General features: G+C 64.3%; 26 protein-coding genes. 12 read left to right on the forward strand and 14 right to left on the reverse strand.

Translation table 11 applies throughout. From position 1 onward, the window contains the following. Nucleotides 1-9: 9 nt before the first annotated feature. The 4 genes from PSO31014_RS09480 to PSO31014_RS09495 form a co-directional block, all read right to left on the reverse strand. Complete coding sequence (locus PSO31014_RS09480) at nt 10-1200, reverse strand: aminotransferase-like domain-containing protein (protein WP_150551399.1); 1191 nt, start codon at nt 1198-1200, stop codon at nt 10-12. 140 nt (nt 1201-1340) lie between these two features. After that, complete coding sequence (locus tag PSO31014_RS09485) at nt 1341-2237, reverse strand: DMT family transporter (protein WP_150551400.1); 897 nt, start codon at nt 2235-2237, stop codon at nt 1341-1343. Between the two features lie 73 nt (nt 2238-2310). After that, the gene (locus PSO31014_RS09490) at nt 2311-2997 is read right to left on the reverse strand and encodes a VOC family protein (protein ID WP_150551401.1); all 687 of its coding nucleotides are present in this window, start codon (nt 2995-2997) and stop codon (nt 2311-2313) included. A gap of 54 nt (nt 2998-3051) precedes the next feature. Next, nucleotides 3052-3405, reverse strand: coding sequence for a DUF2917 domain-containing protein (locus PSO31014_RS09495; protein WP_150551402.1), 354 nt, complete (start codon nt 3403-3405; stop codon nt 3052-3054). Nucleotides 3406-3616: 211 nt separating this feature from the next. Here PSO31014_RS09495 and PSO31014_RS09500 point away from each other — a divergent pair, with 211 nt between their 5' ends. The 4 genes from PSO31014_RS09500 (at nt 3617) to PSO31014_RS09515 (ending at nt 8523) form a co-directional block, all read left to right on the forward strand. Beyond that, complete coding sequence (locus PSO31014_RS09500) at nt 3617-5062, forward strand: aminotransferase-like domain-containing protein (RefSeq protein ID WP_150551403.1); 1446 nt, start codon at nt 3617-3619, stop codon at nt 5060-5062. 254 nt (nt 5063-5316) lie between these two features. Next, nucleotides 5317-7203: a molecular chaperone HtpG gene (htpG, locus tag PSO31014_RS09505; protein WP_150551404.1), complete on the forward strand. Its 1887-nt coding sequence runs from the start codon at nt 5317-5319 to the stop codon at nt 7201-7203. A gap of 211 nt (nt 7204-7414) precedes the next feature. Beyond that, nucleotides 7415-8023 carry a chorismate--pyruvate lyase family protein gene (locus PSO31014_RS09510; protein WP_150551405.1) on the forward strand — a complete coding sequence of 203 codons (609 nt, stop codon included), beginning with the start codon at nt 7415-7417 and terminating at the stop codon, nt 8021-8023. Continuing rightward, nucleotides 8011-8523 (forward strand): DNA-deoxyinosine glycosylase, encoded by a 513-nt coding sequence (locus PSO31014_RS09515; RefSeq protein ID WP_150551406.1) that lies wholly within the window; start codon nt 8011-8013, stop codon nt 8521-8523. Before PSO31014_RS09510 ends, PSO31014_RS09515 begins: the two co-directional genes overlap by 13 nt. A 101-nt stretch (nt 8524-8624) precedes the next feature. Here PSO31014_RS09515 and PSO31014_RS09520 read toward each other — a convergent pair whose 3' ends face one another. Further along, the gene (locus PSO31014_RS09520; protein ID WP_150551533.1) at nt 8625-9305 is read right to left on the reverse strand and encodes a methyl-accepting chemotaxis protein; all 681 of its coding nucleotides are present in this window, start codon (nt 9303-9305) and stop codon (nt 8625-8627) included. 409 nt (nt 9306-9714) lie between these two features. Here PSO31014_RS09520 and PSO31014_RS09525 point away from each other — a divergent pair, with 409 nt between their 5' ends. Continuing rightward, entirely contained in the window at nt 9715-10557 is an 843-nt protein-coding gene (locus PSO31014_RS09525; protein WP_150551407.1) for a class I SAM-dependent methyltransferase, read from the forward strand. A gap of 112 nt (nt 10558-10669) precedes the next feature. Here PSO31014_RS09525 and PSO31014_RS09530 read toward each other — a convergent pair whose 3' ends face one another. The 4 genes from PSO31014_RS09530 to PSO31014_RS09545 form a co-directional block, all read right to left on the reverse strand. Continuing rightward, complete coding sequence (locus PSO31014_RS09530; protein WP_150551534.1) at nt 10670-11008, reverse strand: DUF2322 family protein; 339 nt, start codon at nt 11006-11008, stop codon at nt 10670-10672. 93 nt (nt 11009-11101) lie between these two features. Beyond that, nucleotides 11102-12298, reverse strand: a complete 1197-nt coding sequence (locus tag PSO31014_RS09535) for a benzoate/H(+) symporter BenE family transporter (protein WP_150551408.1) — start codon at nt 12296-12298, stop codon at nt 11102-11104. Between the two features lie 79 nt (nt 12299-12377). Next, a complete protein-coding gene (locus tag PSO31014_RS09540; protein ID WP_150551409.1) occupies nt 12378-13553 on the reverse strand; it encodes a vWA domain-containing protein in 1176 nt (391 codons plus the stop codon). 13 nt (nt 13554-13566) lie between these two features. Further along, a complete protein-coding gene (locus PSO31014_RS09545; protein WP_130025543.1) occupies nt 13567-14409 on the reverse strand; it encodes an AAA family ATPase in 843 nt (280 codons plus the stop codon). 281 nt (nt 14410-14690) lie between these two features. Here PSO31014_RS09545 and PSO31014_RS09550 point away from each other — a divergent pair, with 281 nt between their 5' ends. Both PSO31014_RS09550 and PSO31014_RS09555 read left to right on the forward strand, forming a co-directional pair. Beyond that, nucleotides 14691-15056: a c-type cytochrome gene (locus PSO31014_RS09550; protein WP_150551410.1), complete on the forward strand. Its 366-nt coding sequence runs from the start codon at nt 14691-14693 to the stop codon at nt 15054-15056. Nucleotides 15057-15081: 25 nt separating this feature from the next. Next, nucleotides 15082-15495, forward strand: coding sequence for a c-type cytochrome (locus tag PSO31014_RS09555; RefSeq protein ID WP_246176565.1), 414 nt, complete (start codon nt 15082-15084; stop codon nt 15493-15495). Nucleotides 15496-15728: 233 nt separating this feature from the next. On the opposite strand, the gene PSO31014_RS09560 is transcribed toward PSO31014_RS09555, so the two are convergent. Beyond that, on the reverse strand, nt 15729-16160 hold the full coding sequence (locus tag PSO31014_RS09560; protein ID WP_150551411.1) for a DUF1841 family protein: 432 nt from the start codon (nt 16158-16160) through the stop codon (nt 15729-15731). A 203-nt stretch (nt 16161-16363) separates the two neighbouring features. Here PSO31014_RS09560 and PSO31014_RS09565 point away from each other — a divergent pair, with 203 nt between their 5' ends. Beyond that, on the forward strand, nt 16364-17260 hold the full coding sequence (locus PSO31014_RS09565; protein ID WP_150551412.1) for a DMT family transporter: 897 nt from the start codon (nt 16364-16366) through the stop codon (nt 17258-17260). 91 nt (nt 17261-17351) lie between these two features. Beyond that, the gene (locus PSO31014_RS09570; RefSeq protein ID WP_150551413.1) at nt 17352-17945 is read left to right on the forward strand and encodes a malonic semialdehyde reductase; all 594 of its coding nucleotides are present in this window, start codon (nt 17352-17354) and stop codon (nt 17943-17945) included. Between the two features lie 117 nt (nt 17946-18062). Here PSO31014_RS09570 and nth read toward each other — a convergent pair whose 3' ends face one another. Together nth and rsxB are read right to left on the reverse strand one after the other, a co-directional pair. Further along, complete coding sequence (nth, locus tag PSO31014_RS09575; protein ID WP_017234932.1) at nt 18063-18707, reverse strand: endonuclease III; 645 nt, start codon at nt 18705-18707, stop codon at nt 18063-18065. A gap of 65 nt (nt 18708-18772) precedes the next feature. After that, nucleotides 18773-19660: an electron transport complex subunit RsxB gene (rsxB, locus tag PSO31014_RS09580; protein WP_246176566.1), complete on the reverse strand. Its 888-nt coding sequence runs from the start codon at nt 19658-19660 to the stop codon at nt 18773-18775. Nucleotides 19661-19763: 103 nt separating this feature from the next. On the opposite strand from rsxB, the gene PSO31014_RS09585 reads away from it, so the two are divergent. After that, nucleotides 19764-20402, forward strand: coding sequence for a TetR/AcrR family transcriptional regulator (locus PSO31014_RS09585; protein ID WP_150551415.1), 639 nt, complete (start codon nt 19764-19766; stop codon nt 20400-20402). Nucleotides 20403-20511: 109 nt separating this feature from the next. On the opposite strand, the gene PSO31014_RS09590 is transcribed toward PSO31014_RS09585, so the two are convergent. Both PSO31014_RS09590 and PSO31014_RS09595 read right to left on the reverse strand, forming a co-directional pair. Further along, entirely contained in the window at nt 20512-21753 is a 1242-nt protein-coding gene (locus PSO31014_RS09590; RefSeq protein WP_150551416.1) for a polyhydroxyalkanoate depolymerase, read from the reverse strand. 218 nt (nt 21754-21971) lie between these two features. Then, the gene (locus PSO31014_RS09595; RefSeq protein ID WP_130025547.1) at nt 21972-23171 is read right to left on the reverse strand and encodes an amino acid aminotransferase; all 1200 of its coding nucleotides are present in this window, start codon (nt 23169-23171) and stop codon (nt 21972-21974) included. A gap of 320 nt (nt 23172-23491) precedes the next feature. On the opposite strand from PSO31014_RS09595, the gene uvrB reads away from it, so the two are divergent. Beyond that, on the forward strand, nt 23492-25579 hold the full coding sequence (uvrB, locus tag PSO31014_RS09600) for an excinuclease ABC subunit UvrB (RefSeq protein WP_150551417.1): 2088 nt from the start codon (nt 23492-23494) through the stop codon (nt 25577-25579). After that, on the forward strand, nt 25576-26052 hold the full coding sequence (locus PSO31014_RS09605) for a low molecular weight protein-tyrosine-phosphatase (protein ID WP_174976461.1): 477 nt from the start codon (nt 25576-25578) through the stop codon (nt 26050-26052). The genes uvrB and PSO31014_RS09605 overlap by 4 nt, the downstream gene beginning before the upstream one ends. Nucleotides 26053-26090: the final 38 nt, after the last annotated feature.

A 26090-nucleotide genomic window follows, 5' to 3' on the forward strand; every position in this document is an offset into this window, starting at 1 on the left:
ACAAACGGATCAGGCGGCGTGCCGCGCGAGCGCCTCGGCTACGAGGGCTCCGAGGCGCGCAACGCCTACCTCGATCTTCTCGGGCGGCACGGTGACGAACGACAGCCGCAGCGTATTCGAGGGCGGCGTGCCGACATAGAACGGCGCACCGGGCACGAAGGCGACGTTCTGCGCAATCGCTTTATCCAGCAACTGCATGGTGTCGATGCCGGCGGGCAATGTCAACCAGATGAACATGCCGCCGGCCGGCGGGGTCCAGGTGGTGCCCGTCGGCATGTGCTTGGCCAGTGACGCGAGCATCGCCTTCGCCTGCGCGGCGTAGAGCGTGCGGATCGACGGGATGTGCGTGTCCAGGAAGCCGTCCTTCACGACCTCGTAGGCGATGCGCTGCGTGAGACTCGGTGTGTGCAGGTCGGCGGCCTGTTTGGCCTGCACCAGCTTGGCGATCACTGCCTGTGGGCCGATGATGAAGCCGAGGCGCAGCCCCGGCGCGAGCACCTTCGAGAACGATCCCATGTAAAGCACGTGCGCCGGGGCGAGCGACATGAGGCTCGGCAGGCGCTCGCCTTCGTAGTCGAGTTCGCCATACGGATCGTCTTCGATGATCGCCAGGCCGTCGCGCTTGGCAATGGCGGCCAGCGCTTCGCGGCGCGCCATCGGCAGGCGACGTCCGGTCGGGTTCTGGAAGTTCGGCATGGCATACAGGAACCGCGCACCCTTCGTTTGGTCGGGCGTGAGCGCCTCGGGCAGCAGACCGTGCTCGTCGGTCGGCACCGGCACATACGTCGGGGCGAACAGCGAGAACGATTGCAGCGCACCCAGGTAGCTCGGCGCTTCGACCAGCACGCGGCTGCCTTCGTCGATGAAGATCTTGCCGATCAGGTCCAGGCCCTGCTGTGACCCGGTGGTGATCATCACGTTCTCGGGCGCGAGCGTCAGGCCGTCGCGCGAGTAGCGCTTCGCGATCCATTCGCGCAGCGGGGCGAACCCTTCGGTGGCGCTGTATTGCAGTGCGGCCTGCGGCGAGTCGGTCAGTACGCGCTCGGCGGCCGCGCGCATGCGCTCGATGGGGAAGGTCGCGGGCGACGGCAGGCCGCCGGCGAACGAAATGACGTCCGGGCGCTCCGTGACCTTGAGGATTTCGCGAATCGCCGAGCTGGTGAGATGGCGGGCACGTTCGGAATATTGCCAATCATGCATGAGGGTCTCGCTTTGAGAGGGCGGCCGGATCGACCGGCCGCTGATATCGGGCGTTGCGCGTGCCGAGCGCGTGGGGGCTGGCGCAAGCGCCGGGGGTAGACGCGTCGCGGCGCAGGGATCGCATGCGCCGTGGCGTGCCTTCAGACCGGTTTGCCCGTGAGTCGCGAGGCGCCGATCTTCATGTTCTTGCCGAGTGCGATGGTCAGGACGACGCCCGCGGCGAAGAGCCACGTTGCCGTGTCGACGTGTTCGCCAAAGAAGAGGGCGGACAGCGCAATCGTAAAGAAAATCTGAAGCAATTGTACTTGGCCCACGCGTGCGATTCCGCCCATGGCGAGACCGGCGTACCACGCGAAGAAGCCAATGAACTGTGAGAAGAGGGTGACGTAGGCGAACGCGCCCCATGCCTTGCCGCTCACCGGCCACGGCTGATGCCACGCCAGCCAGCCCACCGGCAGCAGCAGCACCGGCGCCGACACCACGAGCGCCCAACAGATCACTTGCCACCCGCCCATCTCGCGGGCGAGCTTGCCGCCCTCGGCGTAGCCGAGCGCACCGATGACCACCGCCAGCAGCATCAACCCGTCGGCCGCATGCAGGCTGCCACCCCCGGCGCGCAGCGCGAAGGCGATCACCAGCACGCTGCCGATCAGGGCGCAGCCCCAGAAGCCGCGCGACGGACGTTCGCCGCCGAGCCAATAGGCGTAGATCGCGACGCAGAACGGCTGCAAGCCGTTGACGACCGCGCCGTGCGACGCCGGAATCGTCTTCATCGCCCATGCGGAAAACACCGGGAACGCAATGATCACGCCCAACGAGGTGATGGCAAGACTCTTGATCTGGCGTGGCGTGGGCCACGCCTCGCGACGCCACCAGAGCAGGGCGCCCGCGAACACGGAGGCGACCAGCGCGCGCCCCAGTCCGTTGAGCAACGGGTTGACTTCCGCGACGACGATGCGCGTCATCGGCAACGTCAGGCTGAAGATCAGCACGCCGATCAGTCCGATCAGCATGCCCCGGGATTCACGCGAATTCATGGTGTCGCCTCGTATGTCTCGTTCTGGGTTATCCGCCCGCCATGCGGTGTGCCGGGCGCTCGGTACCGCGGGCCTAGCGCAGCGTGCGCGGCCCGTCGGGGGTTTCGATTTCGGCGGTGAGCGACGGCTCGACCAGCGTGGCTTCGACGTTGACGAGCGCGTCGGCCCCAAGCCACTGCAATTGCGCCTGGATCGCCGCCGCCTGCGGATGGAAGCCGCGCAACGCGGTAACGGCACAATCGGCGCTCGGCAGCGCATCGCTCGGGTGCTGCGCCGAATCCCATTGGATCAGCGTCGGCAGCAGACCTTGTCCGGCGCCTTGCCAAGCGGGCAGGCTGCCGTCGTCGGGCACGCCGATCCGCCACGACAGCGCGCCGCGCTGCATCGCCATGACCGGGGCCAACCGCTGCGGATACTGCGCCTGCCACCGTGGCAGCGAGCGCGGGCGCTCCACGCGCGCCACCCAGTGCGCGAGGTAGGGGCCGCGCTCGAGGCGCGCCTGAACGGCCTCGTCGTCGAGGCCGAACCAGCGCGGCCGGTCCGGCGGCGGCGCGTCCGGATCGATGGCGATGATCTCGAGGTAAGCGCCGCCCCACAGTCCCAGCAAACTGTTGTGCGTGCCCATGCGCGCATGCTTGCCGCCGCGCTGCGGCACGACCTCGGTGAGTCCGAGCTGCTCGATGACATGGGCTTCGCCCGCCTCCAGCGTTTGCGCGGCAACGACGAGATGATCCAGTTTCAGGGCTTGGGGTGCGGTCATGGCGGGTTCAGGCGGCAAAATCGATAGCTTACTCCGCCTGGTTCCTTCCTCGGGTCATCCGCGCGAGAGTCGCGTCATGGTCCGATTGGCCATGCGCACCGCCAGATCGCGCCACCCCAGTCGCAAGCCGGTGCGCGCGAGTCGCTTTCCGGCGGACGCGGTGAGTGTCGCCGCAGGATGGCTCACGCGCAGACGCACACCGTCTTGCCATGTGCCCAGCCACACGCGCTGACCGGCCCGAATCTCGAAAGTCTCGCCGGCGTGCAGCCAATGGTCGGCGGGCTCACCTTCGACGGTCAGCCACAGGACACCTTGCAGCACCTGAAGCGATTGCGGCAGGTCGGCAGCCGAGGCCTGCCAGAAAACGGTCCGTTCCCGGTCCAGTTCGAAGAGTCGGATTTCACGCATGGCGGTCTCCAGTTGAGAGGACACTTTATCGGTTAACTCCGGTACAGTACCGGTACAGATGGCAAAGTAATTTTCGGTACAGTTCAGGATTGACAGCGAATTTGGCTGGCGTAGAGTGGCGACCGATGGATAATCCCCGCGATACCGGGCCGACGCGCAGCAGACACTTTGACCGCGAAGCGGCGGTCAGCTTTGCCCAGGTGGATAGACGATGACGACAACGACCCCCATTTCTCCGCTGGTGCTGGCCGACAACGCCGCGCTCGACACGTCGCGCATGACGCTTGTCGATCAGCTCGTGCATTGGGCGAGCCTGCGCATCGAGGAGCGAGTCTTCTTGCCCGGCATGCGCATGCCGTCGATTCGCTCGCTGGCGGAAGACAAGCGTGTGTCGCGCTTTTCCGTCGTCGAGGCGTATGAGCGGCTGGTCGCGCAGGGCTATCTCGAGGCGCGGCGCGGCTCGGGCTTTTATGTGCGCGAGCGGCCCGTGATGCCGCCGCAGAATGCAGCGGCGCCGATGGTTGCGCAAGGGCCCATCGACGTGGCCTGGCTCGTGCGCAGCATGCTTCATTCGGTCGCGCCGGAGCGCGGCCCGGGCATGGGTTATCTGCCGCCGAGCTGGCTCGATGCCGACATGATGACGTCGGCCATGCGCTCCATGAGCCGTCAGTCGAGCGCGCATCTGCTGCAAAGCGGTAACCCGCATGGCTTCCTGCCACTGCGCGTGCAACTTCAGACGCAACTCGCGGATCTCGAAATCGGCGCGCGCCCCGAGCAGATCGTGTTGACGTCGGGCATTACGCAGGCGGTGGACTTTCTGCTGCGTCTGTACGTGCGCGCGGGTGATACGGTGCTGGTGGGCGACCCGGCATGGTTCGTCATGTTCGGCCGCATCGCGTCGCAAGGCGCCCACACCATCGGTGTGCCGTACACCCCCGACGGACTCGACATGCCGGCGCTGGAGCGCCTGGTGCAGCAGCATCGGCCCAAGTTGCTGATCCTCAATTCGATCCTGCAGAATCCGACTGGAACGTCGCTGACGCCGGCGCGCGCTTTCCAGATCCTGCGCCTGGCCGAGCAGTACGATTTCATGGTGCTAGAAGACGATATCTACTGTGACCTGTGTCCATCGCACCAGCCGGTGGCGCGTCTGGCGAGCCTCGATCAGCTCAAGCGCGTGATCTACATGGGCAGCTTCTCGAAGACGCTCGCCGCGAATCTGCGCGTGGCGTTCGTGGCGTGTTCGCCGGCGCTGGCGAAGACTTTCGTCGATCACAAGATGCTGTCCGGCTCGACGACGCCCGAGATCAACGAGCGGATCGTCTACAAGGCGCTGACCGAGGGGCATTACCGGCGTCACGTAGAGCGCTTGCGTACGCGTCTCGATGAGGTGCGCGACACCACGCGCCGGCGTCTGGAGCGCATCGGCCTGCGCATGTTCGGCGAACCGACGTCGGGCATGTTTTTCTGGGTCGACACTGGTGTCGATACCAGCGCGGTCGCCGCCGCGGGGCACGAAGCGGGCTTCCTGTTTGCGCCGGGGGCGTTGTTCTCGCCGCGTCAGGCGCCGAGTACCTGGATGCGCATGAATATCGCCTGTTCCAGCGATCCCGCCATGCTGACCTTCCTCTCGCGGCAGCTCGAACTGGCCGCCTGAGCGGGTGTGGGCGCGAGCCCGATGGTGGCGGTTCGACCGTGTCGCTGGCATCGCGCGTCGCCAGGTTTTGCCGTAATTTTCCGTATCGTCGCGCAAGCTGCCGCGAAATAACCCTTCTGCCGGCCTTGAAATGCCGGCCCGCCGTCCCTATTTTCATCGGGTACCGCCGCTCCGGCAGCGCGCGCGCAAGTGCGCCGGCCGGCGGTCAGTGTCGATATTCCATCCATCTCACCGATTCACGAGGATTCCCGACCATGGCGCAAGACACCATGAGCTTTCAGGCAGAAGTCAAACAGCTTCTGCAACTGATGATTCATTCGCTGTACAGCAACAAGGAAATCTTCCTGCGCGAACTGATCTCCAACGCTTCCGATGCCGCCGACAAGCTGCGCTTCGAGGCGATCAACGACGCCGCGCTGTACGAGCAGGATCCGGAACTCAAGATTCGCGTGTCGTTCGACAAGGACGCCCGCACCGTCACCATCGAGGACAACGGCATCGGCATGAGCCGCGAGGAAGCCATCGAGCATCTCGGCACGATCGCCAAGTCCGGCACCAAGGAGTTCTTCTCGCGCCTGTCGGGCGATCAGCAGAAGGACGCCGCGCTCATCGGCCAGTTCGGCGTGGGCTTCTACTCGGGCTTCATTGTGGCCGATCGCATGACGGTCGAGTCGCGCCGCGCCGGCCTGCCGGCTTCGGAGGGCGTGCGCTGGTCGTCGGCGGGCGAGGGCGACTTCACGGTCGAGACCATCGAGCGCGCCCCGCGCGGCACCGCCATCACGCTGCATCTGCGCGACGGCGAAGACGAACTGCTCTCGTCGTGGCAACTCCAGTCGATCATCCGCAAGTATTCGGATCACATTTCGCTGCCGATCGTCATGCGCGGCGAGACGTGGGACGAAGAGAAGAAGGCGATGGTGCCCGCCGAGACCGACGAGACCGTCAACCAGGCGAGCGCGCTGTGGACCCGCAGCAAGAGCGAGATCACGGACGAGCAGTACACGCAGTTCTATCAGCACATCGCGCACGATATGCAGGCGCCGCTGGCGTGGACGCACAACCGCGTTGAAGGGCGCAGCGAATATACGCAACTGCTGTATGTGCCGGGCCATGCGCCGTACGATCTCTGGGATCGCAATTCGCAGGGCGGGCTGAAGTTGTACGTCAAGCGCGTGTTCATCATGGACGACGCGGAACAACTGCTGCCGAACTACCTGCGCTTCGTGCGCGGGGTGGTCGACTCCGCCGATCTGCCGCTCAATGTGTCGCGTGAAATCCTGCAGGAAAGCCGCGACGTGAAGGCGATCCGCGAGGGTTGTGCAAAGCGCGTGTTGGGACTGCTGGAAGATCTGGCCGAGAACCAGAAGGACAAGTACACGCAGTTCTGGGGCGCGTTCGGGCAGGTGCTCAAGGAAGGTACCGGCGAGGATCAGGCGAACCGCGAGCGCATTGCCAAGCTGTTGCGCTTTGCGAGCACGCACAACGATTCGGCCGAGCAGAACGTGTCGCTGGCCGACTACGTCAGCCGCATGAAGGACGGTCAGGACAAGATCTACTACGTCACGGCCGAGAGCTGGGTGGCGGCAAGCCATAGTCCGCATCTGGAAGTGTTCCGCAAGAAGGGCGTGGAAGTGCTGTTGCTGACCGATCGCGTCGACGAGTGGATGCTCTCGTACGTGCACGACTTCGACGGCAAAGCGCTGGTGAGCGTGGCGCGCGGCGACCTGGATCTGGGCGCGCTGGAAGATGCCGGGGAGAAGGCCGCGCAGGAGAAGACCAGCGACGCGCTCAAGCCGCTCATCGAGAAGATGAAGGAAGTGCTGGGCGACAAGGCCAAGGACGTGCGCGTGACGTTCCGTCTGACCGATTCGCCGTCGTGCCTGGTGTCGGATGAGAACGACATGAGCGGCACGCTGCAGCGCTTGATGAAGGCGGCGGGGCAGAAGATGCCGGAATTCCGTCCGATTCTCGAAATCAACCCGGAGCATGCGTTGATCCAGCGTCTGACGGCAGAGCGTGCCGATCTGGCGGACTGGGCGCAACTGCTGTTCGATCAGGCGCTGCTGGCCGAAGGCGGCAGCCTGGAAGACCCGGCGGCGTATGTGAAGCGTACGAACGCGTTGCTGCTCGCCGCGCAGTGAGCGCGCCAGTGCAGACCGCGCAGCGCTGACCATGGCGTTGCCGATGGGCCCCCGCGTCGATATGTCGCGGGGGCTTTTTGTTTTTGGGTGCGAGCGTTACGGGGCGGCGGATCAAGGGTGTCGGGCCGGTGTCCGTAGACCGGCTCCAATGCCGCCGCTGTGTCACGTGTGGGCGATGCGCCGTCGCCTTGCGCCTTTATAATGCCGAGCCATGACTTTCCGATTTGATGTGGGGGGGCGGCGCTGGCAGGCTGTCCCGTCGCCGGCGCTTTCGCGTCGTCATAAAGATTGGCTTACGCGGGGCGGCGCGCTCACGCGCCATCTGTCGACCCTGGGGCGCGTGAGCGTGCGCGTCGTGGCGGAACGAGTGATGCCCGCCGACGCGGACCAGTGCCGCGCCATCGGTGTGCCATTGCGCACGCCGATGTGGGCCCGCGACGTCATCCTGCTGGTCGACGGCGAACCGGTGGTCGTGGCGCACAGCGTCACGCCGCTCGCTAATAGCCGCTCGATCTGGCAGGCCATGCGTCGCTTGCGCACGCGGCCGCTGGCCGATTTGCTCTATCACGATCCCACCGTCACGCGGTCCATGCTGGTGTCGTGCCCGCTTGCGCCGCGCCACCTGTTGCACGGCCGTGCGCGTCATGATGCGCGCGACCCGCTTGTCGGTGCGAATCCACGTGCGCGGTTGTGGGCGCGTCGTTCGGTCTTCGTGCGCCGTGGCGCGCCGTTGCTTGTCACCGAAGCGTTCCTGCCGCGTTTCTGGCGGCGTTTGGAAGCGACGCACGGCGTGCTGGCTCACGACGGATGCGTGTCATGACGACGCACCTCATCCCCGAACGCAAACGCAACTTTCCGCCGGTGGTGGACGCGCAAACGCGCGTCCTGATTCTCGGCAGCCTGCCCGGCGACGTCTCGCTGGCGCACCAGCAGTATTACGCGCATCCACAGAATCGCTTCTGGCATCTGGTGGGCGATACGATCCGCGTCGACCTGCCGTCGCTCGCCTACGATGCGAAGCTGCAGTCGCTGCTCGCGCATCGCATCGGGTTGTGGGACGTGGTGGCCGAGGCGCGACGCGAAGGCAGCCTCGACAGCAACATCCGCGACCATACGGGCAACGACCTGATCGGTCTCATCGAGACGCTGCCCGATCTCGAGGTGATTGCATTCAATGGCGGCACGGCAGCACGGTTGGGCATGAAAGCGCTGGCGCAACATGCGCAGCGGTACCGGATCGTGATGCTTCCCTCCAGCAGCCCGGCCTACACCTTGGCCTACGCGGAAAAGCTGCGCACGTGGCAGGCATTGACCGCGTGACGGCCTGTCGAGTTGCGCGTTCCGGCGTAGCTCGGTCATGCCCGCACGTGGCTGCACGCAACTGTGCGAGGCGCGGGGGGGGCGATCCAGGGGGCGGTGCATCAAACCCTGGCTGAACCTTTGGACGTGTCGTTCGAGCCGACGACGTTGCGGATCAACTGATCCATCTCCTTGATGATGTCCGCCAGCACCTGTGTGATCACCGCGAACTCCCTGCCATGCTCGCCCGCCCGCGCCGCCGAGATGCGCGCATTGAGCGCAACGATGTTGGCTTGCATCGAAATACCGCTGAGGCGTTCCACGAGGTCGGTCTGGCGTTTGCGAACGGCGACTTCGCAACGGTGCATTTCCTCCTGATAGGCCTGCGTGACGGTCTGTAGCAGGTCAAGTAGCGGGGTGGCCTGTGCGACCAGCGCATCGAGGGATGACGCTTGCCGATGGGGGTCCGCCAAAGGGGCGTTTATCGCGGCTCTGACCTGGGCGATGAAATCACGGATACGCGCGTCGGCGCGCGGACTGCCGAAATAAAGCTGCTGCAAGGCGCTGGAGAACGCGCCAGGAAAACGCTCATTGCCCGTCGCGAGATCCGAATGCGCCGACTCGAACATCGACAGACACTGGCGTGCGATATCGAGCGCAGCCGTGTCCCCACGCGAAGCGAGCAACAACTGAAGGATGATCCGTTGCGACAGCATGCGCTGCCTGCCGGAGAGGTTGATCAATGTGCCGAGGGTTTCAGCGGACACTTCGGCCTCGGTTGACTGCGTGGAGAAAGCGTTCATGCCATGCCTTACAGAGAGTGTCGACGCAGAGGCGCGCCGCGCTGAACGGCAAAGCAAAAGCGCCCCGAAGCGAGATGCCTGCGAGCCGGTTGCCCGGTGCGTGGTCATCTCGCTTCGGGGCGCCATTGCCCGGGACGCTCCTTTTCGGAGCATGTCATCGCGACTTGCCAGTTTGTTTTCAGGCCGCCGTTGGCCTGTGCGTGTCTTCTGCAATATCCATGCCATCGCTCATCGCAGTGGCCCTGGGCGTCGGGGCGCAGCGAAATGGTGCGGCGGATCCTGCCCGGGGCACTGATCTTGTGCCGGATGCGTCATCGCGACGCGTGCGTTGCGGCGTCTCGACGGGGCGGGAAGCGAACCCGGTACAATGCGTTCCCATCGGAATCTCCCGAGTTTCATTGAAGGACACATGACCCTCATCAAACGCAAATCCATCGAAGCCGAAGCATTCGTCAGCGACGAGCGCACCGCCCGTTCCCCCCGTCCCGCGTACAAGCCGCGTTTCGCGCCGGTGACGTTTTCCGAAATGGGTGGCGTGCGTTACCTGCACTTCGGCACCCCGTGGGTGCAAGGGGCAATGCGTCTGTCCAAGCCTGACCGGATCGAGCTGGAATACGCGCAACAGATGATGGCCTGGCTGCTGTTCATGCGTGCACCCAAGCACGTGGTGCAACTGGGTCTCGGCACTGGGTCGCTCACCAAGTTCTCGCATCGCCAGTTCCCGCGTACACAGGTCACCGCCGTGGAGCTGAACCCGGCCGTGGTCGTGGCGGCGCGCACCATGTTCAGCCTGCCCGATGACTCGCGCCGATTGAAGGTGCTGGAAGCGGATGCCTGGGATTTCGTCACCGACCCGGCGAGGCATGGCACGGTCGACGTGTTGCAAGTCGATCTCTACGACGCGACCGCACGTGGCCCGGTGCATGACACGCCCGCGTTTTACAAGGCCTGCCGCGCCACGCTGAGCGCACCAGGCATGCTGACGACGAACTTGTTCGGCGATCACGACAGCTATCCGAAGAACATCCGTCGCCTGCGTCAGGCTTTCGATAATCGCGTGATCGAATTCCCGGAAGTGCACGACGGCAACGTGATCGTGCTGGCCTTCAACGGTCCGCTGCTCTCGGTGGAGTGGAAGGATGTGGAAGCCCGCGCGAAGGTGGTGGAAGCCGCCACGGGCCTGCCGGCCAAGCGTTGGGTCAAGCAGCTTCGCTCGGCCAACGGCGACGGTGGTCCGGTGCTGACGATCTGACGTCAGAGCGTCGGCGCAGCTCTGCGCATCTCGGCGCGGCGATGCCTGTCGTGGATGTAAAAAAGCCAGCCGCGAGGCTGGCTTTTCGTTGCGCACGACGGACGTGGCCTTCTCAGGCTGCGACTTCCTCGATGCTCAGCGTCTCGCCGCCGGCCACGATCGCCAGCAGGCGGTCGACGTTCGGGTGCGCGCCCGGACGATTGCGGGCATCGGCCGTGTGCTCGCCGAAGACCGCCAGCCCGTGCTCGGCCGCCTTGGCGTCGAGCGTGCCGAAGGCCTGCTTCAGGTAGTGGTACACGGCGAGCGAGCCTTGCTTGCCCGGTGCGTTCTCGATGGTCGCCACGACTGCGCCCGTGCCGTCGCGCAGCGCAATGCGTGCGATGCCCTCGATGCTGCCGACAGCGGCCATCTGTGCGAGGTTGTCCTTGAAGACCGGGGTCGGTTCGATCATTGCCATGGGGTGCGGCTCCTGCGGTTACGTTGCGTTCGAAAAATGTTGCGGGCCGAATGGTATCACTCCGGCCCGCGCGGCTTCACACAACGCTCACGCGCGCCGCCATTGCAGGATCGTCAGCGTCAGCACGCCTGCGATCAGGCCCCAGAACGCCGAGCCGATGGACAACAGCGTCAGGCCCGACGCCGTCACCATGAACGTGATGAGCGCCGCTTCGCGCTGGCGCATGTCGTGCATGGCGTTGGCCAGGCCGTTCATGATCGAGCCGAACAGGGCGAGCGCGGCAATCGAGACCACGAGGGCCTTCGGAAACGCCGCGAACAAGGCGGCGATGGTCGCCCCGAACGTGCCCGCGATCAGATAGAACGCGCCGGACCATACGGCGGCCGTGTAGCGCTTGGCCGGGTCCTCGTGGGCTTCGCGTCCGGTGCAGATGGCTGCCGTGATGGCCGCCAAATGGATACCGTGCGAGCCGAACGGCGCGAGCAGCACCGAGGCGATGCCCGTCGTCGAAATGAGGGGAGAGGCCGGCACGGTGTAACCGTCGGCACGCAGCACGGCGAGCCCGGGCACATTTTGCGAGGCCATCGCCACCACGAACAACGGGATCGCGATGCTGATCGTGGCCGACAGCGAGAACGAGGGCGTAGTCCACACGGGCTTCGCAAGCGCGATGTGGAAATGGCTGAAATCGAGCAAGCCTGCGCCGCCCGCGACCGCGGTGCCTACGATCAGCGCCAGCAGAATCGCGTAACGCGACGCGAAGCGCTTGACGACGAGATACGTGAAGAACATCGCGAGCACAAGCGCCGTCTGGTGCTGCGCCGCGACGAAGATCTCCAGCCCGATGCGAAACAGGATCCCCGCGAGCAGTGCAGACGCCAGCGCGGGCGGTACGCGGCGCATGATCGTCTCGAAGCCCCCGGTCAGCCCGCACAGGGCGATGAGGGCATTGCAGACGATGAAAGCCCCGATGGCCTCGCCATAGGGCACGCCCGGTAGCGAAGTGATCAGCAGCGCGGCGCCCGGCGTGGACCACGCCACGACCACCGGCGTGCGATAGCGCAGCGATAGCCCGATGGTCGTCACGCCCATGCCGATGGAGAGCGCCCAGATCCACGACGAAATCTGCGCGGGGGTGAGATGGGCGGCCTGTCCGGCCTGGAACATCAGGACGAGCGAGCTGGTGTAGCCCGTCATCATGGCCACGAAGCCGGCAACGACGGCGGACGGCGAGGTGTCCGCCAACGGTCGAAGCGGTGGCAGGGGAGTCGTGCTGGACGTCATGATGGGAAGCGGTCTCTGGGTTCTTGTTACGTTGTTGGTGCGTTGCCTTGCCGCGCCCTGCGACGCCGGGCGGCGAGCCTTACTTGCTCAGCGCGCGCATGGCCGACTCCAGTCCGGCGAGCGTGATCGGATACATGCGGCCCGCGAATAGCTGACGAATGACCGAGATCGACTGGCGATATTGCCATATCGCCTCGGGCTCCGGATTGAGCCAGGCGTGACGCGGGTAGCGGTCGATGAAGCGACGTAGCCATACCGCCCCGGCTTCCGCGTTGTTGTACTCGACCGAGCCGCCCGCCTGCAGCACTTCGTAAGGACTCATCGTCGCGTCGCCCACGAAGATCAGTTTGTAGTCGGGCGGGTATTTGCGCAGCACGTCCCATGTGTCGAAGCGTTCGTTGTGGCGGCGTCGGTTCTGCCGCCACAGGTAGTCGTAGACGCAGTTGTGGAAGTAGTAGAACTCGAGATGCTTGAATTCGGACTTCGCCGCGGAGAACAGCTCTTCGGTACGCGCGATGTGGTCGTCCATCGAACCGCCCACGTCGAGCAGCATCAACACCTTCACGTTGTTATGACGCTCCGGCACGAGCTTCAGGTCGAGCCAGCCGGCGTTGGCCGCCGTCGAGCGAATGGTGTCGTCGAGGTCCAGCTCCTCCGCGGCTCCCTCGCGCGCGAACTTGCGCAGACGCCGCAACGCCACCTTGATGTTGCGCGTGCCGAGCTCAACGGCGTCGTCGTAGTCGCGGTAAGTGCGCTGGTCCCACACCTTCACCGCCGTGCGATTGCCGTTGCTCTCGCCGCCGATACGGATGCCTTCGGGGTTGAAGCCGCCATTGCCGAACGGCGAGGTGCCACCGGTGCCGATCCACTTGTTGCCACCTTCGTGGCGGCCTTTCTGCTCGTCGAACAGTTGCTTCAGGCGCTCCATGAGCTTGTCGATCCCACCCAAAGCCTGAATGCGCGCCTTGTCTTCGGGCGACAAATCACGCTGCATGCGCTTCTTGAGCCATTCGAGCGGCACCTCGCCCGAGGCGTCGACGATTTGTTGCACGCCTTTGAAATAGGCGCCGAAGGCCTGATCGAACTTGTCGTAGTGCTTCTCGTCCTTGATGAGCGAGAGACGCGCCAGATAGTAGAACTCGTCGAGCGAGGGCGCGATGACCTGACGCTGCAACGCTTCGAGCAGCGTCAGGTATTCCTTGACCGAGACCGGCAGTTTCGCCGCGCGCAAGGTATAGAAGAAGTCGATCAGCATGACGGAGGCGCGCTTACCGATTGGCGCGATTCATGAAGACGAGACGCTCGAACAGATGCATGTCCTGTTCGTTCTTGAGCAGCGCGCCGGCCAGCGGCGGAATCGCGAGCTTGTTGTCGGCGCTGCGCAGTGCTTCCGGGCCGATCTCCTCGGCCATCAGCAGCTTGAGCCAGTCGATCAGCTCCGAGGTCGACGGCTTCTTCTTGAGTCCGGGAATATCGCGCACCTCGAAGAAGGTCGCCATCGCGGCGTTCACCAGCTCGCGGCGAATGTTCGGGAAATGCACGTCGATGATCGACTGCATCGTCGACGGCTCGGGGAACTTGATGTAGTGGAAGAAGCAGCGGCGCAGGAAAGCGTCGGGCAGCTCCTTTTCGTTGTTCGACGTGATGATGACCAGCGGGCGGTGGCGTGCCTTCACGAGCTGGCGCGTCTCGTACACATAGAACTCCATGCGGTCGAGTTCGCGCAGCAGGTCGTTGGGGAATTCGATGTCGGCCTTGTCGATTTCGTCGATCAGCAGCACGACGGGCTGGTCGGCCTCGAAGGCCTGCCAGAGCACGCCCTTGACGATGTAGTTGGCGATATCGCGCACCCGCTCGTCGCCCAGCTGCGAATCGCGCAGTCGCGAGACGGCGTCGTATTCGTAAAGGCCTTGCTGGGCCTTGGTGGTGGACTTCACGTGCCATTGCAGCAGCGGCATGTCGAGCGCGGCGGCGACTTCCTCCGCAAGCATCGTCTTGCCGGTGCCGGGTTCGCCCTTGATGAGCAGCGGTCGTTGCAGCGTGGCCGCCGCGTTCACGGCGAGCTTGAGGTCGTCGGTCGCGACGTACTGGGAAGAGCCTTCGAAGCGCATTGTCTGAGCCGTCCGCAAACAGCCGGCCAACCGGCCGGGCAGGGAAAAAGTTCAGTATAAGACATTGCGCATACGGCTCGCTTGGACAGTGGAAATTGGCTGTGACATCAAAGGCTTGCGGGAAAACTTCGGAGAACTGTGCGGGTCAGCCCCGAGTTTGCGGACCGAAGGCTGTGGGTTACAATCGATTGCTTTTTTCACAGGACGGTGGCCTTGGAGTCGGGCCGTCGACCTGCGTGTTGCGGGCCGGTATTCCAACCAAAAACGTTCCCAAGAAGACCATGAAAAAGTTCCTCACGATGATGGCGCTGGCGCTCGGCAGCACGTCGTTCATGTCGCTCGGCGCGGCGCATGCGGCCGATCTCAAGCCCAATCTCGACGCGGCGAAGGACAAGGTCGCCATGTGTATTGGCTGCCACGGCATTCCCGACTATCGCACCGCGTTTCCCGAGGTTTACCACGTGCCCCGGCTCGGCGGACAGAATGCGAAGTACCTTGAAAACGCCCTGAAGGAGTACGCCAAGGGCGACCGCAAGTTCCAGACGATGCATGGCATCGCAGCCACGTTGACCGATCAGGACATCGTCGACATTGCCGCCTATTACGCGGCGCAGACGGCGTCGACGCCGGTCAATCCCCAGAAGTAAAACGTGCGTGGCTGAGGAGAACACGATGAAGCATTCGATGGTAAAGGCCGCCGTGGCGGCATCCCTGGCGCTCGGCGCCATGCTCGCCGGTGGAGCCGGCTCGGCGTTTGCCGCCGGCAACGTCGCCAATGGACGTGCGCTCGTCGAGAAAGGCATGTGTGTGAGCTGCCATGGCGCCAATCTGAACGCGCCGATCAGCCCCGAGTATCCGAAGCTGGCCGGTCAGTATGCAGACTACGTTTATAACGCGCTGCGGGCGTATCAGAACGAAACCAGCCTGATTTACGGTCGCAGCAACGCGATCATGAAGACGCAGGTCATGTCCAATCCCGCCACGGTCGGTAAGGACGGCAAGCCGCGTCCGTTCACCTCGCAGGAGTTGAGGGACATCTCGGTCTATGTGGAATCGCTGCCCGGCGATCTCGTCACGAAGAAGTAAGCGGTCCGGCCGCGATATCCGGCATCGGCATCAGGCACGACGGTGACCCTTGGGGGGACCGTCGTTGCTTTTCGTGGGGGGTGATGGGGGGGCGTCGTTGTCATCGGGGCTGCCGGCCGGCATTCGTCGCTCACGAGCCGCCGATACGCCGACGTGCCGACGTGCCGATATGCCTGCGTCCCGATGTGTCGATCCACTTATCCACCGATAAGCCGGTCCGTCGACGTTGGCGCTCAGCGCGACGCTTGCTGCTCGATGCGCTGCAGGTAGGCGTCCGAGTCGGGCGGCTGGCCGCTGCGTTGCGCTTCCCAGAGCGTTTGTCCCAGGCACTCCATGATGCGGTGCTGCGCCTCGTGGGGTGAGTCCAGCCGTTGGCTCAGTTTCTCGTAGGCGGCACGAATGCCCGGCGGCTGGTCGATCGAGACCTGCTCGCTGATCGCCAGATGCATCGACAGATGCAGGAACGGGTTGGTCTGCCCGGCCTCGGGCGAGTAGTCGCGCGCGCTGGCGTCTTCGGTGTCGGACAGTGCGTCGTGATACTCGGGATGTGCGTGGATCCAGTCGGCGGCCATGGTCTCGAGCGGCGTGAGAATGCTGCCGCTGCGCTGCTTTTGCCAGGTGGTGCAGAAGAATTGCCGGACTTCGTCGCGGCTGGGATTGAACATGGGGACTCCGTGGGGTTCTGATGCGGCCGCTTGCGGCGCGCCATGCCTTGACTACAATGGCGGATCGATGGCCGCCCAGCAGTGGGCTCGGCGCATGGGTAACGCGCCGGTAACGCCCGAAATTCACGCCGTATTGTCGCTCAATTTTCCTAATCATGTCGCAAAGCCCCCGCGCGCACGCACCCTCCGGCGACCTCGCTGTCATGCCTCAGGCACCCCGGCCCTCGGCCTGGGCCGGCGTCGCACTGATCGCCGTATCGGCATCCGCGTTCGGGGCCATGGCCATCTTCGCGCGGGCGGCGGCGACGTCCGGCGCCGACATCTTCGCGATGCTGCTGTTTCGCTTCTTTATCGCCGCCGTCCTGTTGTTGGTCTGGTGCCGGTTGCAGCGGGTGCGCTTCCCGTCGCGCCGTCAATCGCTCGGCATCGCGCTGATGGGCGGCATCGGCTACGTCGGCCAGTCGCTTTGCTATTTCGGGGCGCTGCAGTATGCGCAGGCGTCGCTCGTCGCGCTGCTGCTCTATCTCTATCCGGTCTTTGTGACGATTTTGGCGGCCATCTTCCTCCATGAGCGTCTCACGCCCGTGACGCTCGGCGCGCTCGTACTCTGCTCACTGGGCACGGCCCTCACCGTCGGGGGCGGGCAGGGGCAGCCGCTGGGCATGGCGCTGGCCGTGGCGGCCGCGTTGATCTATTCGGGCTACATCGTGATCGGCGCACGGCTGACACGGGGTGTCGATGCGCGCGCGACAGCAACGCTCGTCTGCCTGGCGGCCACCGTTTCCTTCGGCGCGATGGCGGCGGTGCGTGCCGCACAAGGGCTGCCGCTGCAATGGCCAGCGGGCGCCGGGGGCTGGGCGGCGCTCGCCGCCATTGCCGTGTGTTCGACGGTCGTCGCCATTCTGACCTTCTTCGCCGGTTTGCAGCGCCTGGGGGCGGGACGCGCCTCCATGCTCTCGACGCTGGAGCCGGTCGTCACAGTGCTGCTCGCGGCGATGCTGTTGGGCGAAACGCTCACGGCGGCACAGTTGGGCGGCGGCGTGCTGATTCTGGCGGGCGTGGTCTGGCTGTCGGCGCGCGGCGCCGCCGCAACCCCCTGATCCCGCAGGCATTTTTGCCACGTCAGCGCGTGTCGCGCGGCAACGGTACAATCGCCGGTCATTCGCCACTCATCTCCCGAGGTCCATTGCCATGAGCATCATCGCCAAAGAAGCCATCGCCCAACTATTCACCGATGCCCGCACGCACAATGTGTGGCTCGACAAAACGGTCAGCGATGAAACGCTGCGTGAGCTGTACGACCTTGTCAAATGGGGCCCGACGTCGGCCAACACCACGCCCGCGCGCGTGGTCTTCGTGAAGAGCCCGGAGGCGAAGAACCAGCTGCTTGAATGCATGGCGCCGGGCAACGTGGACAAGACCCGTACGGCGCCTGTGACGGCCATCATCGCGTACGACCTGAAGTTCTACGAGCACCTGCCCAAGCTGTTCCCGAACGGTGCCGACAAGATGGTGCCGATGTTCTCGAGCGACCCCGCCAAGGCTGCCGGTGCCGCGCACATGAACAGCTCGCTGCAAGGCGGCTACTTCATTCTCGCCGCTCGCGCGCTGGGTCTCGACTGCGGCCCGATGGCCGGTTTCGACGCCCAGAAGGTCAACGACACCTTCTTCGGCGGCACCGAGTGGCGCGTGAACTTCATCTGCAATCTGGGCTATGGCGATCACGGCAAGCTGTTCCCGCGCAATCCGCGTTTGTCGTTCGACGAGGCGGCTCGTATCATCTAAGCAGGATTTGCCGCCCCGAGCGGCTTGTCAGCGAGTCCAGAACAAACGGGCGGTCCCAGTGTCGGGGCCGCCCGTTGTCGTTTGTGTTGTTCGGGATGTCGTTGTCCGGCGAGTGGATCAGCCCTTCGGCGCGGGCGTCTTGGGGCGGAAGTCGCACAGCGGCTCGATGGCGCAATGCCAGCACTCCGGCTTGCGCGCCTTGCACACATAGCGGCCGTGCAAAATGAGCCAGTGGTGGGCATCGTGCTTGAACTCGCGCGGAATGACGCGCTCCAGCGCCAGTTCCACGGCCAGCGGATCCTTGCCAGGCGCGAGACCCGTGCGGTTCGCCACGCGGAAGATGTGCGTATCGACGGCAATGGTGTCTTCGCCAAACGCGGTATTGAGCACCACATTGGCCGTCTTGCGACCGACGCCCGGCAGCGTTTCGAGCGCTTCGCGCGAGCGGGGCACTTCGCCGCCGTGCGCGTCGAGCAGCAACTGGCAGGTGGCGATGACGTTCTTGGCCTTGGTGCGGTACAGCCCGATTGTCTTGATGTAATCGGCAACCCCGGCCTCGCCCAGCGCAAGCATCTTCGCCGGGGTGTTGGCCACCGCGTAGAGCTTGCGTGTGGCCTTGTTGACGGAGACGTCGGTCGCCTGGGCCGAAAGCAGCACGGCGATCAACAACTCGAATGGCGACGTGTACTCCAGCTCCGTCGTCGGATGCGGATTGAGTTGCTGCAACGTTTCGAACAGGGCGCGGCGTTTGGCGTCGTTCATGGCGGGTGGCGCGTGGGTTGGGGCGTCTGTCTTGTTATCAGGTGACGGCGTGTGCGGCCGCCCGCCTAGCCTTTTTGTGGGGCGCTGTCGGCACCCGAGGGTGCGGCATCGTCGTCTGCGGTGAGGCCCAGGCGTTTGCGACGAGCTTCCGCTTCGTCGATCTGTGCCTGCACGGCGGCCGAAACGTGCGTGGTGTTCTTCGGCGCGAGCCCTTCGGCCGCCAGCGCAGCCTTTTTCTCTCTCGCGCGCGCCAAAGCCGCTTGAATGATGGCCTGCTTGCGAGCCGCCGCCGCAGCGGCTTCATCGGCTACGGGCGCCGGCGCCACGTCGCCCGTTTGCTCGACCGGCGACACATCTTGCCCGGAGGCGGGCGCCGAAGGCGTGCCGGGCGCTGCGGGGGCAACCCGCGCCGCGCGCGCGGCCAGGCGCGCTTCCCGCGCCGCCCGATCCTTCGCGAGACGGGCCTGATTCACCTCGAAATGCGAGCGCGCGTCGTCGGCTTGCGTTTGCGACCAGGCGTCCCAGCCGGTGCGCTCGCCGGTCACCGGCACCATGTCGATGCAGTCGACAGGGCAGGGCGGCACGCAGAGATCGCAGCCCGTGCAACGGTCCTCGATCACGGTGTGCATCAGTTTGGCGGCGCCGACGATGGCGTCGACCGGGCAGGCCTGCAGGCAGAGCGTGCAACCGATACACAGCGATTCGTCGATGACGGCGCGTGGCCGGGGACGCTCTGCGCCATTGTCCGGATTCAGCGCGATGATGGGGCGATCCAGCAGCTTGGCCAGACGCGCCACGCCCTCGGCGCCGCCGGGCGGGCATTGGTTATAGCTGGCCTGGCCGCTGGCGATGGCGTCGGCATACGGACGGCACCCGGCGTAACCGCACTTGGTGCACTGCGTCTGGGGCAAAAGGGCATCGATGCGCTGCGCGAGCGCGCTAACTTCGGACACGTCGTTTGAGGGGATTCGGCGGAAAGTCGAATTATCCTGCATTTTCCGGAAACACTGAAACCGATGTGCCATAATTCCGCCCGATGAGAACGACCGGCCGATCATGACTACATCTCAAACCAAGATCAAACGCGACCCCGAACGCACGCGTCAGCGCATTCTTGCGGCGGCGATCGAGGAGTTTGCGGAGCGGGGTTCAAGCGGTGCGCGCGTGGACAGCATCGCACGCCGAGCCGACATCAACGAGCGCATGTTGTATTACTACTTCGGCAACAAGGACCAGCTCTATCTGGCGGTGCTCGAGGAGGTCTATGGCGAATTCAACCGCGCCGAACACGCGCTCAGGCTCGACGTGCTGGCGCCGCTCGACGCCGTGGCCGAACTGGCCCACTTCGTGTGGGACTATTACGCCGACCATCCGGAACTGATTCGGCTCATCAACAACGAGAATCTGCACGACGCGAAGTCGATGCGTCAGTCGACCGAGATTCGCCAACAGGTCTCGCCGATTGTCGAGCTGCTCGCGCAGACGCTCAAGCGCGGCGAAGCCAGCGGCGAAATCCGGTCGGGCGTCGATCCGGTCGATCTGTACGTGACGATCTCGGCGATGGGCTATTACGTGATGTCGAACCGCCACACGCTGTCCATCGTGATGGGGCGTGATTTCATGGCCGGCGATGCGCGCAAGTCGTATTCGTCCTTCAATACGCAAATGCTGCTGGATTCATTGCGTACGCGATGACTGGGTGATCGCGTACGACGCATGCCGAACGCGCGTCAAAACAACACCGCCGCGAGGGCCGAAGCCCCGCGGCGGTTTTGTCATGGCCGTTCGGGTTACCGATGACGGTTCAAGCGTGCTTGGCGATGAAGTCGCGAATCTGCGGATAGATCACATTGCGCCAGCGGCTGCCCGAGAAAATGCCGTAATGGCCACAAGCCGGGGCGGTGAAATGCGCCCGCTGTTTGGCGGGGATGCCGACGCAGAGTTCATGCGCGGCCTGCGTCTGGCCACTGCCGGAGATATCGTCCAGCTCGCCTTCGATGGTGAAGAGCGCCGTGGTCTTGATGTCTTGCGGACGAACGCGTTGGCCGGCCACATCCCACGTACCGCGCGCGAGGCTGAAGTCCTGGAAAACGGTCTTGATCGTGTCGAGGTAATACTCGGCGGCCATGTCGAGCACCGCGTTGTACTCGTCGTAGAAACGACGGTGCGAGTCGGCGTCGTCGTTGTCGCCGCGCACCAGGTCCAGATAGAAATCCCAGTGCGACGTCAGGTGACGGTCGGGGTTCATCGCCACGAACCCGGCATGCTGGAGGAAGCCCGGGTAGACCAGTCGCCCCGAGCCCGGATAGTTGGCAGGCACCGGATGGATCACGTGATTCTCGAACCACTCGTACGACTTGTTCGTCGCCAGCGAGTTGACCGACGTCGGGCTCTTGCTCGCGTCGATCGGGCCGCCCATCATTGTCATGGTCTTGGGTGTCGTTTCGCCGTTCGATGCCATGAGCGAGATCGCGCCGAGCACCGGCACGGTGGGTTGGCACACCGAAATGACGTGCAGGTTCTCCGCGCCGATGTGGCGAATGAACGCCTGGATGTACGCGACGTAGTCGTCCAGATGGAACGCGCCGGCCTCGAGCGGCACCATGCGGGCATCGACCCAGTCGGTGATGTAGACCTTATGGTCCTTGAGCAGCGTTTTGACGGTGTCGCGCAGCAGCGTGGCGTGGTGGCCGGAGAGCGGCGCGACCACGAGCACGACCGGGTCGTCCTTGAGCTGCCCGACGGCGCCGGCGTCGTCGGCGTACCGCTTGAAGCGCAGCAGGCGGCAGAACGGCTTTTCCATCGCCGTGACTTCCACGACCGGAATATTGTGACCGTCGACTTCGACAGCCTTGATATTGAATTCGGGCTTTTCGTAATCCTTGCCGAGCCGGTAGAGCAACTCGTATCCCGCGGCGATGCGGGGCGCGCCCGGCATCATGGCCAGCAGGCTGCCCGGATTGACGAACGTGGTCGCCGCTGCCTTGGCCCAGGTGGTCAGGGGGTTCAACCACGCACGGTTGTATTCGTGAATCTGATACAGCATGTTGTGTGCCCAGAGGCGGATGATGAGCGAATTATGCAACCGTTTATCGCGGCTGTGCAACGCAGCATAACCCTGATATATGGCATTTCTGCATCATTGCGATAGCTTTTGACTATTTTGACAATTGTTTTCAATTATCGTTGCTGCGTCGCAACAAATTTGGGCGCAAAAAAAGCCCGCCGGGTGGCGGGCTTCGACTTCGACGATGCCGGATGGGCTTAGCGCAGCACTTGGGCGATGGCCGAGGCGACGCGGTCGATGTTCTTGTCGTTGAGCGCGGCCACGCAGATACGGCCGGTGCTCACGGCATAGATGCCGAACTCTTCACGCAGGCGTTCGACCTGGTCGGCGGTGAGGCCCGAGTAAGAGAACATGCCGCGTTGTTTGATCACGAACGAGAAATCGCGTTCCACGCCATGCGCACGCAGCTTCTCGACCAAGGCGAGACGCATCGCGCGGATGCGCTCACGCATTTCGGCCAGTTCCTCTTCCCACAGCGCGCGCAGTTCGGGGCTGCCCAGCACGGCGGCGACGACCGAGCCGCCATGCGTCGGCGGGTTCGAGTAGTTGGTGCGGATCACGCGCTTGAGTTGCGAGAGCACACGGGCCGATTCGTCCTTGCTGCCCGTCACGATCGACAGGGCACCCACGCGTTCACCGTACAGCGAGAACGACTTCGAGAACGAGCTGGACACGAAAAAGTCCAGGCCGGTGGAGGCGAACAGGCGCACCACGGCGGCGTCGGCATCGATGCCGTCACCGAAACCTTGATAGGCGATGTCGAGGAACGGCACCAGTTTGCGGGCCTTCACGACCTCGACGACTTGCGCCCACTGGTCCATCGACAGGTCGACGCCGGTCGGGTTGTGACAGCAGGCGTGCAATACGACGATGGTGCCTTCGGGTTCCTTGCCGAGCATGTCGAGCATGCCCGCCAGGTTCACGCCATGCGAGTCGGCGTCGTAGTACGGGTACGAGACGACGTTGAAGCCGGCTTGGCTGAACAGCGCGCGGTGGTTTTCCCAGCTCGGATCGCTGATGGCGACGGTGGCATTCGGGTTCAGTTGCTTGAGGAAGTCAGCGCCGATCTTGAGGGCGCCGGTGCCGCCCAGGGCTTGCGCGGTCACCACGCGGCCTTCGGCCAGCACGGGCGATTCCTTGCCGAACAGCATTTCCTGCACGGCCTTGTCGTAGGCGGCAATGCCTTCGATCGGCAGGTAGCCGCGCGGCAGACCGGCGGCGACGCGTTGTTCTTCGGCTGCCTTCACGGCCTTGAGCAGGGGCAGCTTGCCTTCCGCATTGAAATACACGCCCACGCCCAGGTTCACCTTCTCGGTGCGGTGATCGGCGTTGTAGGCTTCGTTCAGGCCAAGGATGGGGTCGCGCGGGGCGAGTTCGACAGCGGAGAACAGGGTCATTTCGACGGCTCGAGGCAGGTAGTAGGAAAACGCGGCGGGTCGGCGGTATCAGACGCGCGATCAGCTCAACGCGACATTTTAACGAAGATTCCCCACGCTTGTGGGAAACACAGGCGCGCGCCGCGCGAAATCGCGGCCTTTTGACACGAAAACTGCCACGTATTGCCAGAAATTGACGACATTGACGTGCCATGCGTCAGGGGGCGACCTCGTCGGCCCGGCCTCGCGCCGCAGTCGGATAGGTTGTCACCCATGGGCCTCAGGGAATCGTCCGACGCGCTAAAATGCCGGATTACGTCCCTCACGCTTGCGCCCTCGCCATGACTCCTGCGGCAGACAACGATCTCGACGAAAGCAAGTTCCTGACGTTTCCGGATTCGCCTTATCAGCTCTACTGCCCATTTGCCGCGGCCGGCGATCAGCCGGCGGCCATCGCCCAGTTGACCGAGGGCGTGGAGGACGGGCTCGCCTTCCAGACCTTGCTCGGCGTCACCGGCTCCGGCAAGACGTTCACCATGGCGAACGTCTTGGCGCGGCTTGGGCGGCCGGCCATCGTGTTCGCGCCGAACAAGACCCTCGCCGCGCAGCTCTACTCGGAATTCCGCGAGTTCTTCCCGCGAAATGCGGTGGAGTACTTCGTCTCGTACTACGACTATTACCAGCCGGAAGCGTACGTTCCGCAGCGCGATCTCTTCATCGAGAAGGATTCGTCCGTCAACGAACACATCGAGCAGATGCGTCTGTCGGCAACGAAGAGCCTGCTGGAGCGGCGAGACGTGGTCATCGTGGCGACGGTCTCGGCGATTTACGGTATCGGCAATCCGAGCGAATACCATCGGATGATTCTGACGATTCGGCAGGGCGACAAGCTCGGGCAGCGCGAGATCATCGCGCGCCTGATCGCCATGCAGTACACCCGCAACGAGACCGACTTCGGCCGCGGCACGTTCCGAGTGCGCGGCGACACCATCGACATCTTCCCGGCGGAACACGCCGAACTGGCGTTGCGCGTGGACCTGTTCGACGACGAAGTCGATACGCTGCAACTGTTCGATCCGCTCACGGGACGCGTGCGGCAGAAGGTGCCGCGCTTCACGGTCTACCCGTCCTCGCACTACGTGACGCCGCGCGATACCGTGCTGCGCGCCATCGAGACAATCAAGGACGAACTGCGCGAGCGCCTCGACTTCTTCTACAAGGAAGGCAAGCTGGTCGAGGCGCAGCGCCTTGAGCAGCGTACCCGTTTCGATCTGGAGATGCTGCAGGAGCTGGGCTTCTGCAAGGGCATCGAGAACTATTCGCGGCATCTGTCCGGCGCGGCGCCGGGCGAGCCGCCGCCGACGCTCGTCGACTACCTGCCGCCCGACGCGTTGATGTTCCTCGACGAATCGCACGTCCTCATCGGGCAGTTCAACGGCATGTACAACGGCGACCGGGCGCGCAAGGAGAACCTCGTCAACTACGGCTTCCGGTTGCCGTCGGCGCTCGACAACCGTCCGCTCAAGTTTGCCGAATACGAACGCAAGATGCGTCAGGCCATCTTCGTGTCGGCGACCCCGGCCGATTACGAGGCAAAGCGCACCGGACAGGTGGTGGAGCAGGTGGTGCGTCCGACCGGATTGATCGACCCGATCATCATCGTGCGTCCGGCCCAGACACAGGTCGACGATGTGCTGAGTGAGATCAACAAGCGCGTGGCCGTGGGAGAGCGCGTGCTCGTGACCACACTCACCAAGCGCATGTCCGAGCAGCTCACCGATTATCTGTCGGATAACGGGGTGAAGGTCCGCTATCTGCACAGCGACATCGATACCGTCGAGCGCGTGGAGATCATTCGCGATCTGCGTCTGGGTGCGTTCGACGTGCTGGTCGGGATCAACTTGCTGCGCGAGGGGCTGGATATTCCGGAGGTGTCGCTGGTGGCGATTCTCGATGCGGACAAGGAGGGGTTCCTGCGTTCCGAGCGGTCATTGATCCAGACGATCGGGCGCGCCGCGCGTAACATCAACGGAATGGCCATCCTCTACGGCGACAAGATGACGGACTCGATGACGCGCGCCATCGGGGAGACGGAGCGTCGCCGTGCCAAGCAGATGGCGCACAACGAGGCGCATGGCATCGTGCCGCAGGGGGTGAAGAAGCGCATCAAGGACATCATCGATGGTGTCTACGACCCGCAGGACGCCAAGGCGGAATTGGCTGAAGCCAAGGAGCAGGCGCACTACCAGGACATGTCGGAAAAGCAGTTGGCGCGCGAGATCAAGAAGCTCGAAAAGCAGATGCAGGAGCATGCGCGCAACCTGGAGTTCGAGAAGGCCGCCAAGGCGCGGGACCAATTGCTGCACGTCAAGGCCCTGGTCTTCGGCACCGATGGGGCGAGCGAGGCGGAGTTGGGGCCGAAGGCATGAGAACGACCTCTGTCCTCTTCGTCTGCATGGGCAACATTTGCCGCTCCCCCAGCGCCGACGGCATCTTTCGTCACCGGCTGGCCACCGCTGGGCTCACTGACGTGATCGCCGTCGATTCGGCGGGCACGCACAGTTATCACCTCGGTCACGCCCCCGACGAACGCACGCAGGCCGCTGCCGAGCGGCGAGGCTACGACCTGAGCGCACTGCGTGCGCGCCGCGTCGAAGCGGATGACTTCGTGCGCTTCGAATGGATCGTGGCGATGGACGACGCCAACGTCGCCGAACTCGTGGCGCGCTGTCCGGCTGAGTATCGTCACAAGATCGTGCGTCTGATGGACTTTGCCACGCGGCACGACGCCACCGAAGTGCCTGATCCGTATTACGGCGGTGCAAAGGGCTTCGAGACGGTGCTCGACTACATCGAAGACGGACTCGACGGCCTGCTCGCCCATCTGGAAAAGCACGTCTGAGCGACGGCGACGTTGCGTTGCGCGGTCTGTCCTGTAGT

It is taken from the genome of Pandoraea soli (genome assembly GCF_902459595.1).
Lineage (GTDB): Bacteria > Pseudomonadota > Gammaproteobacteria > Burkholderiales > Burkholderiaceae > Pandoraea > Pandoraea cepalis.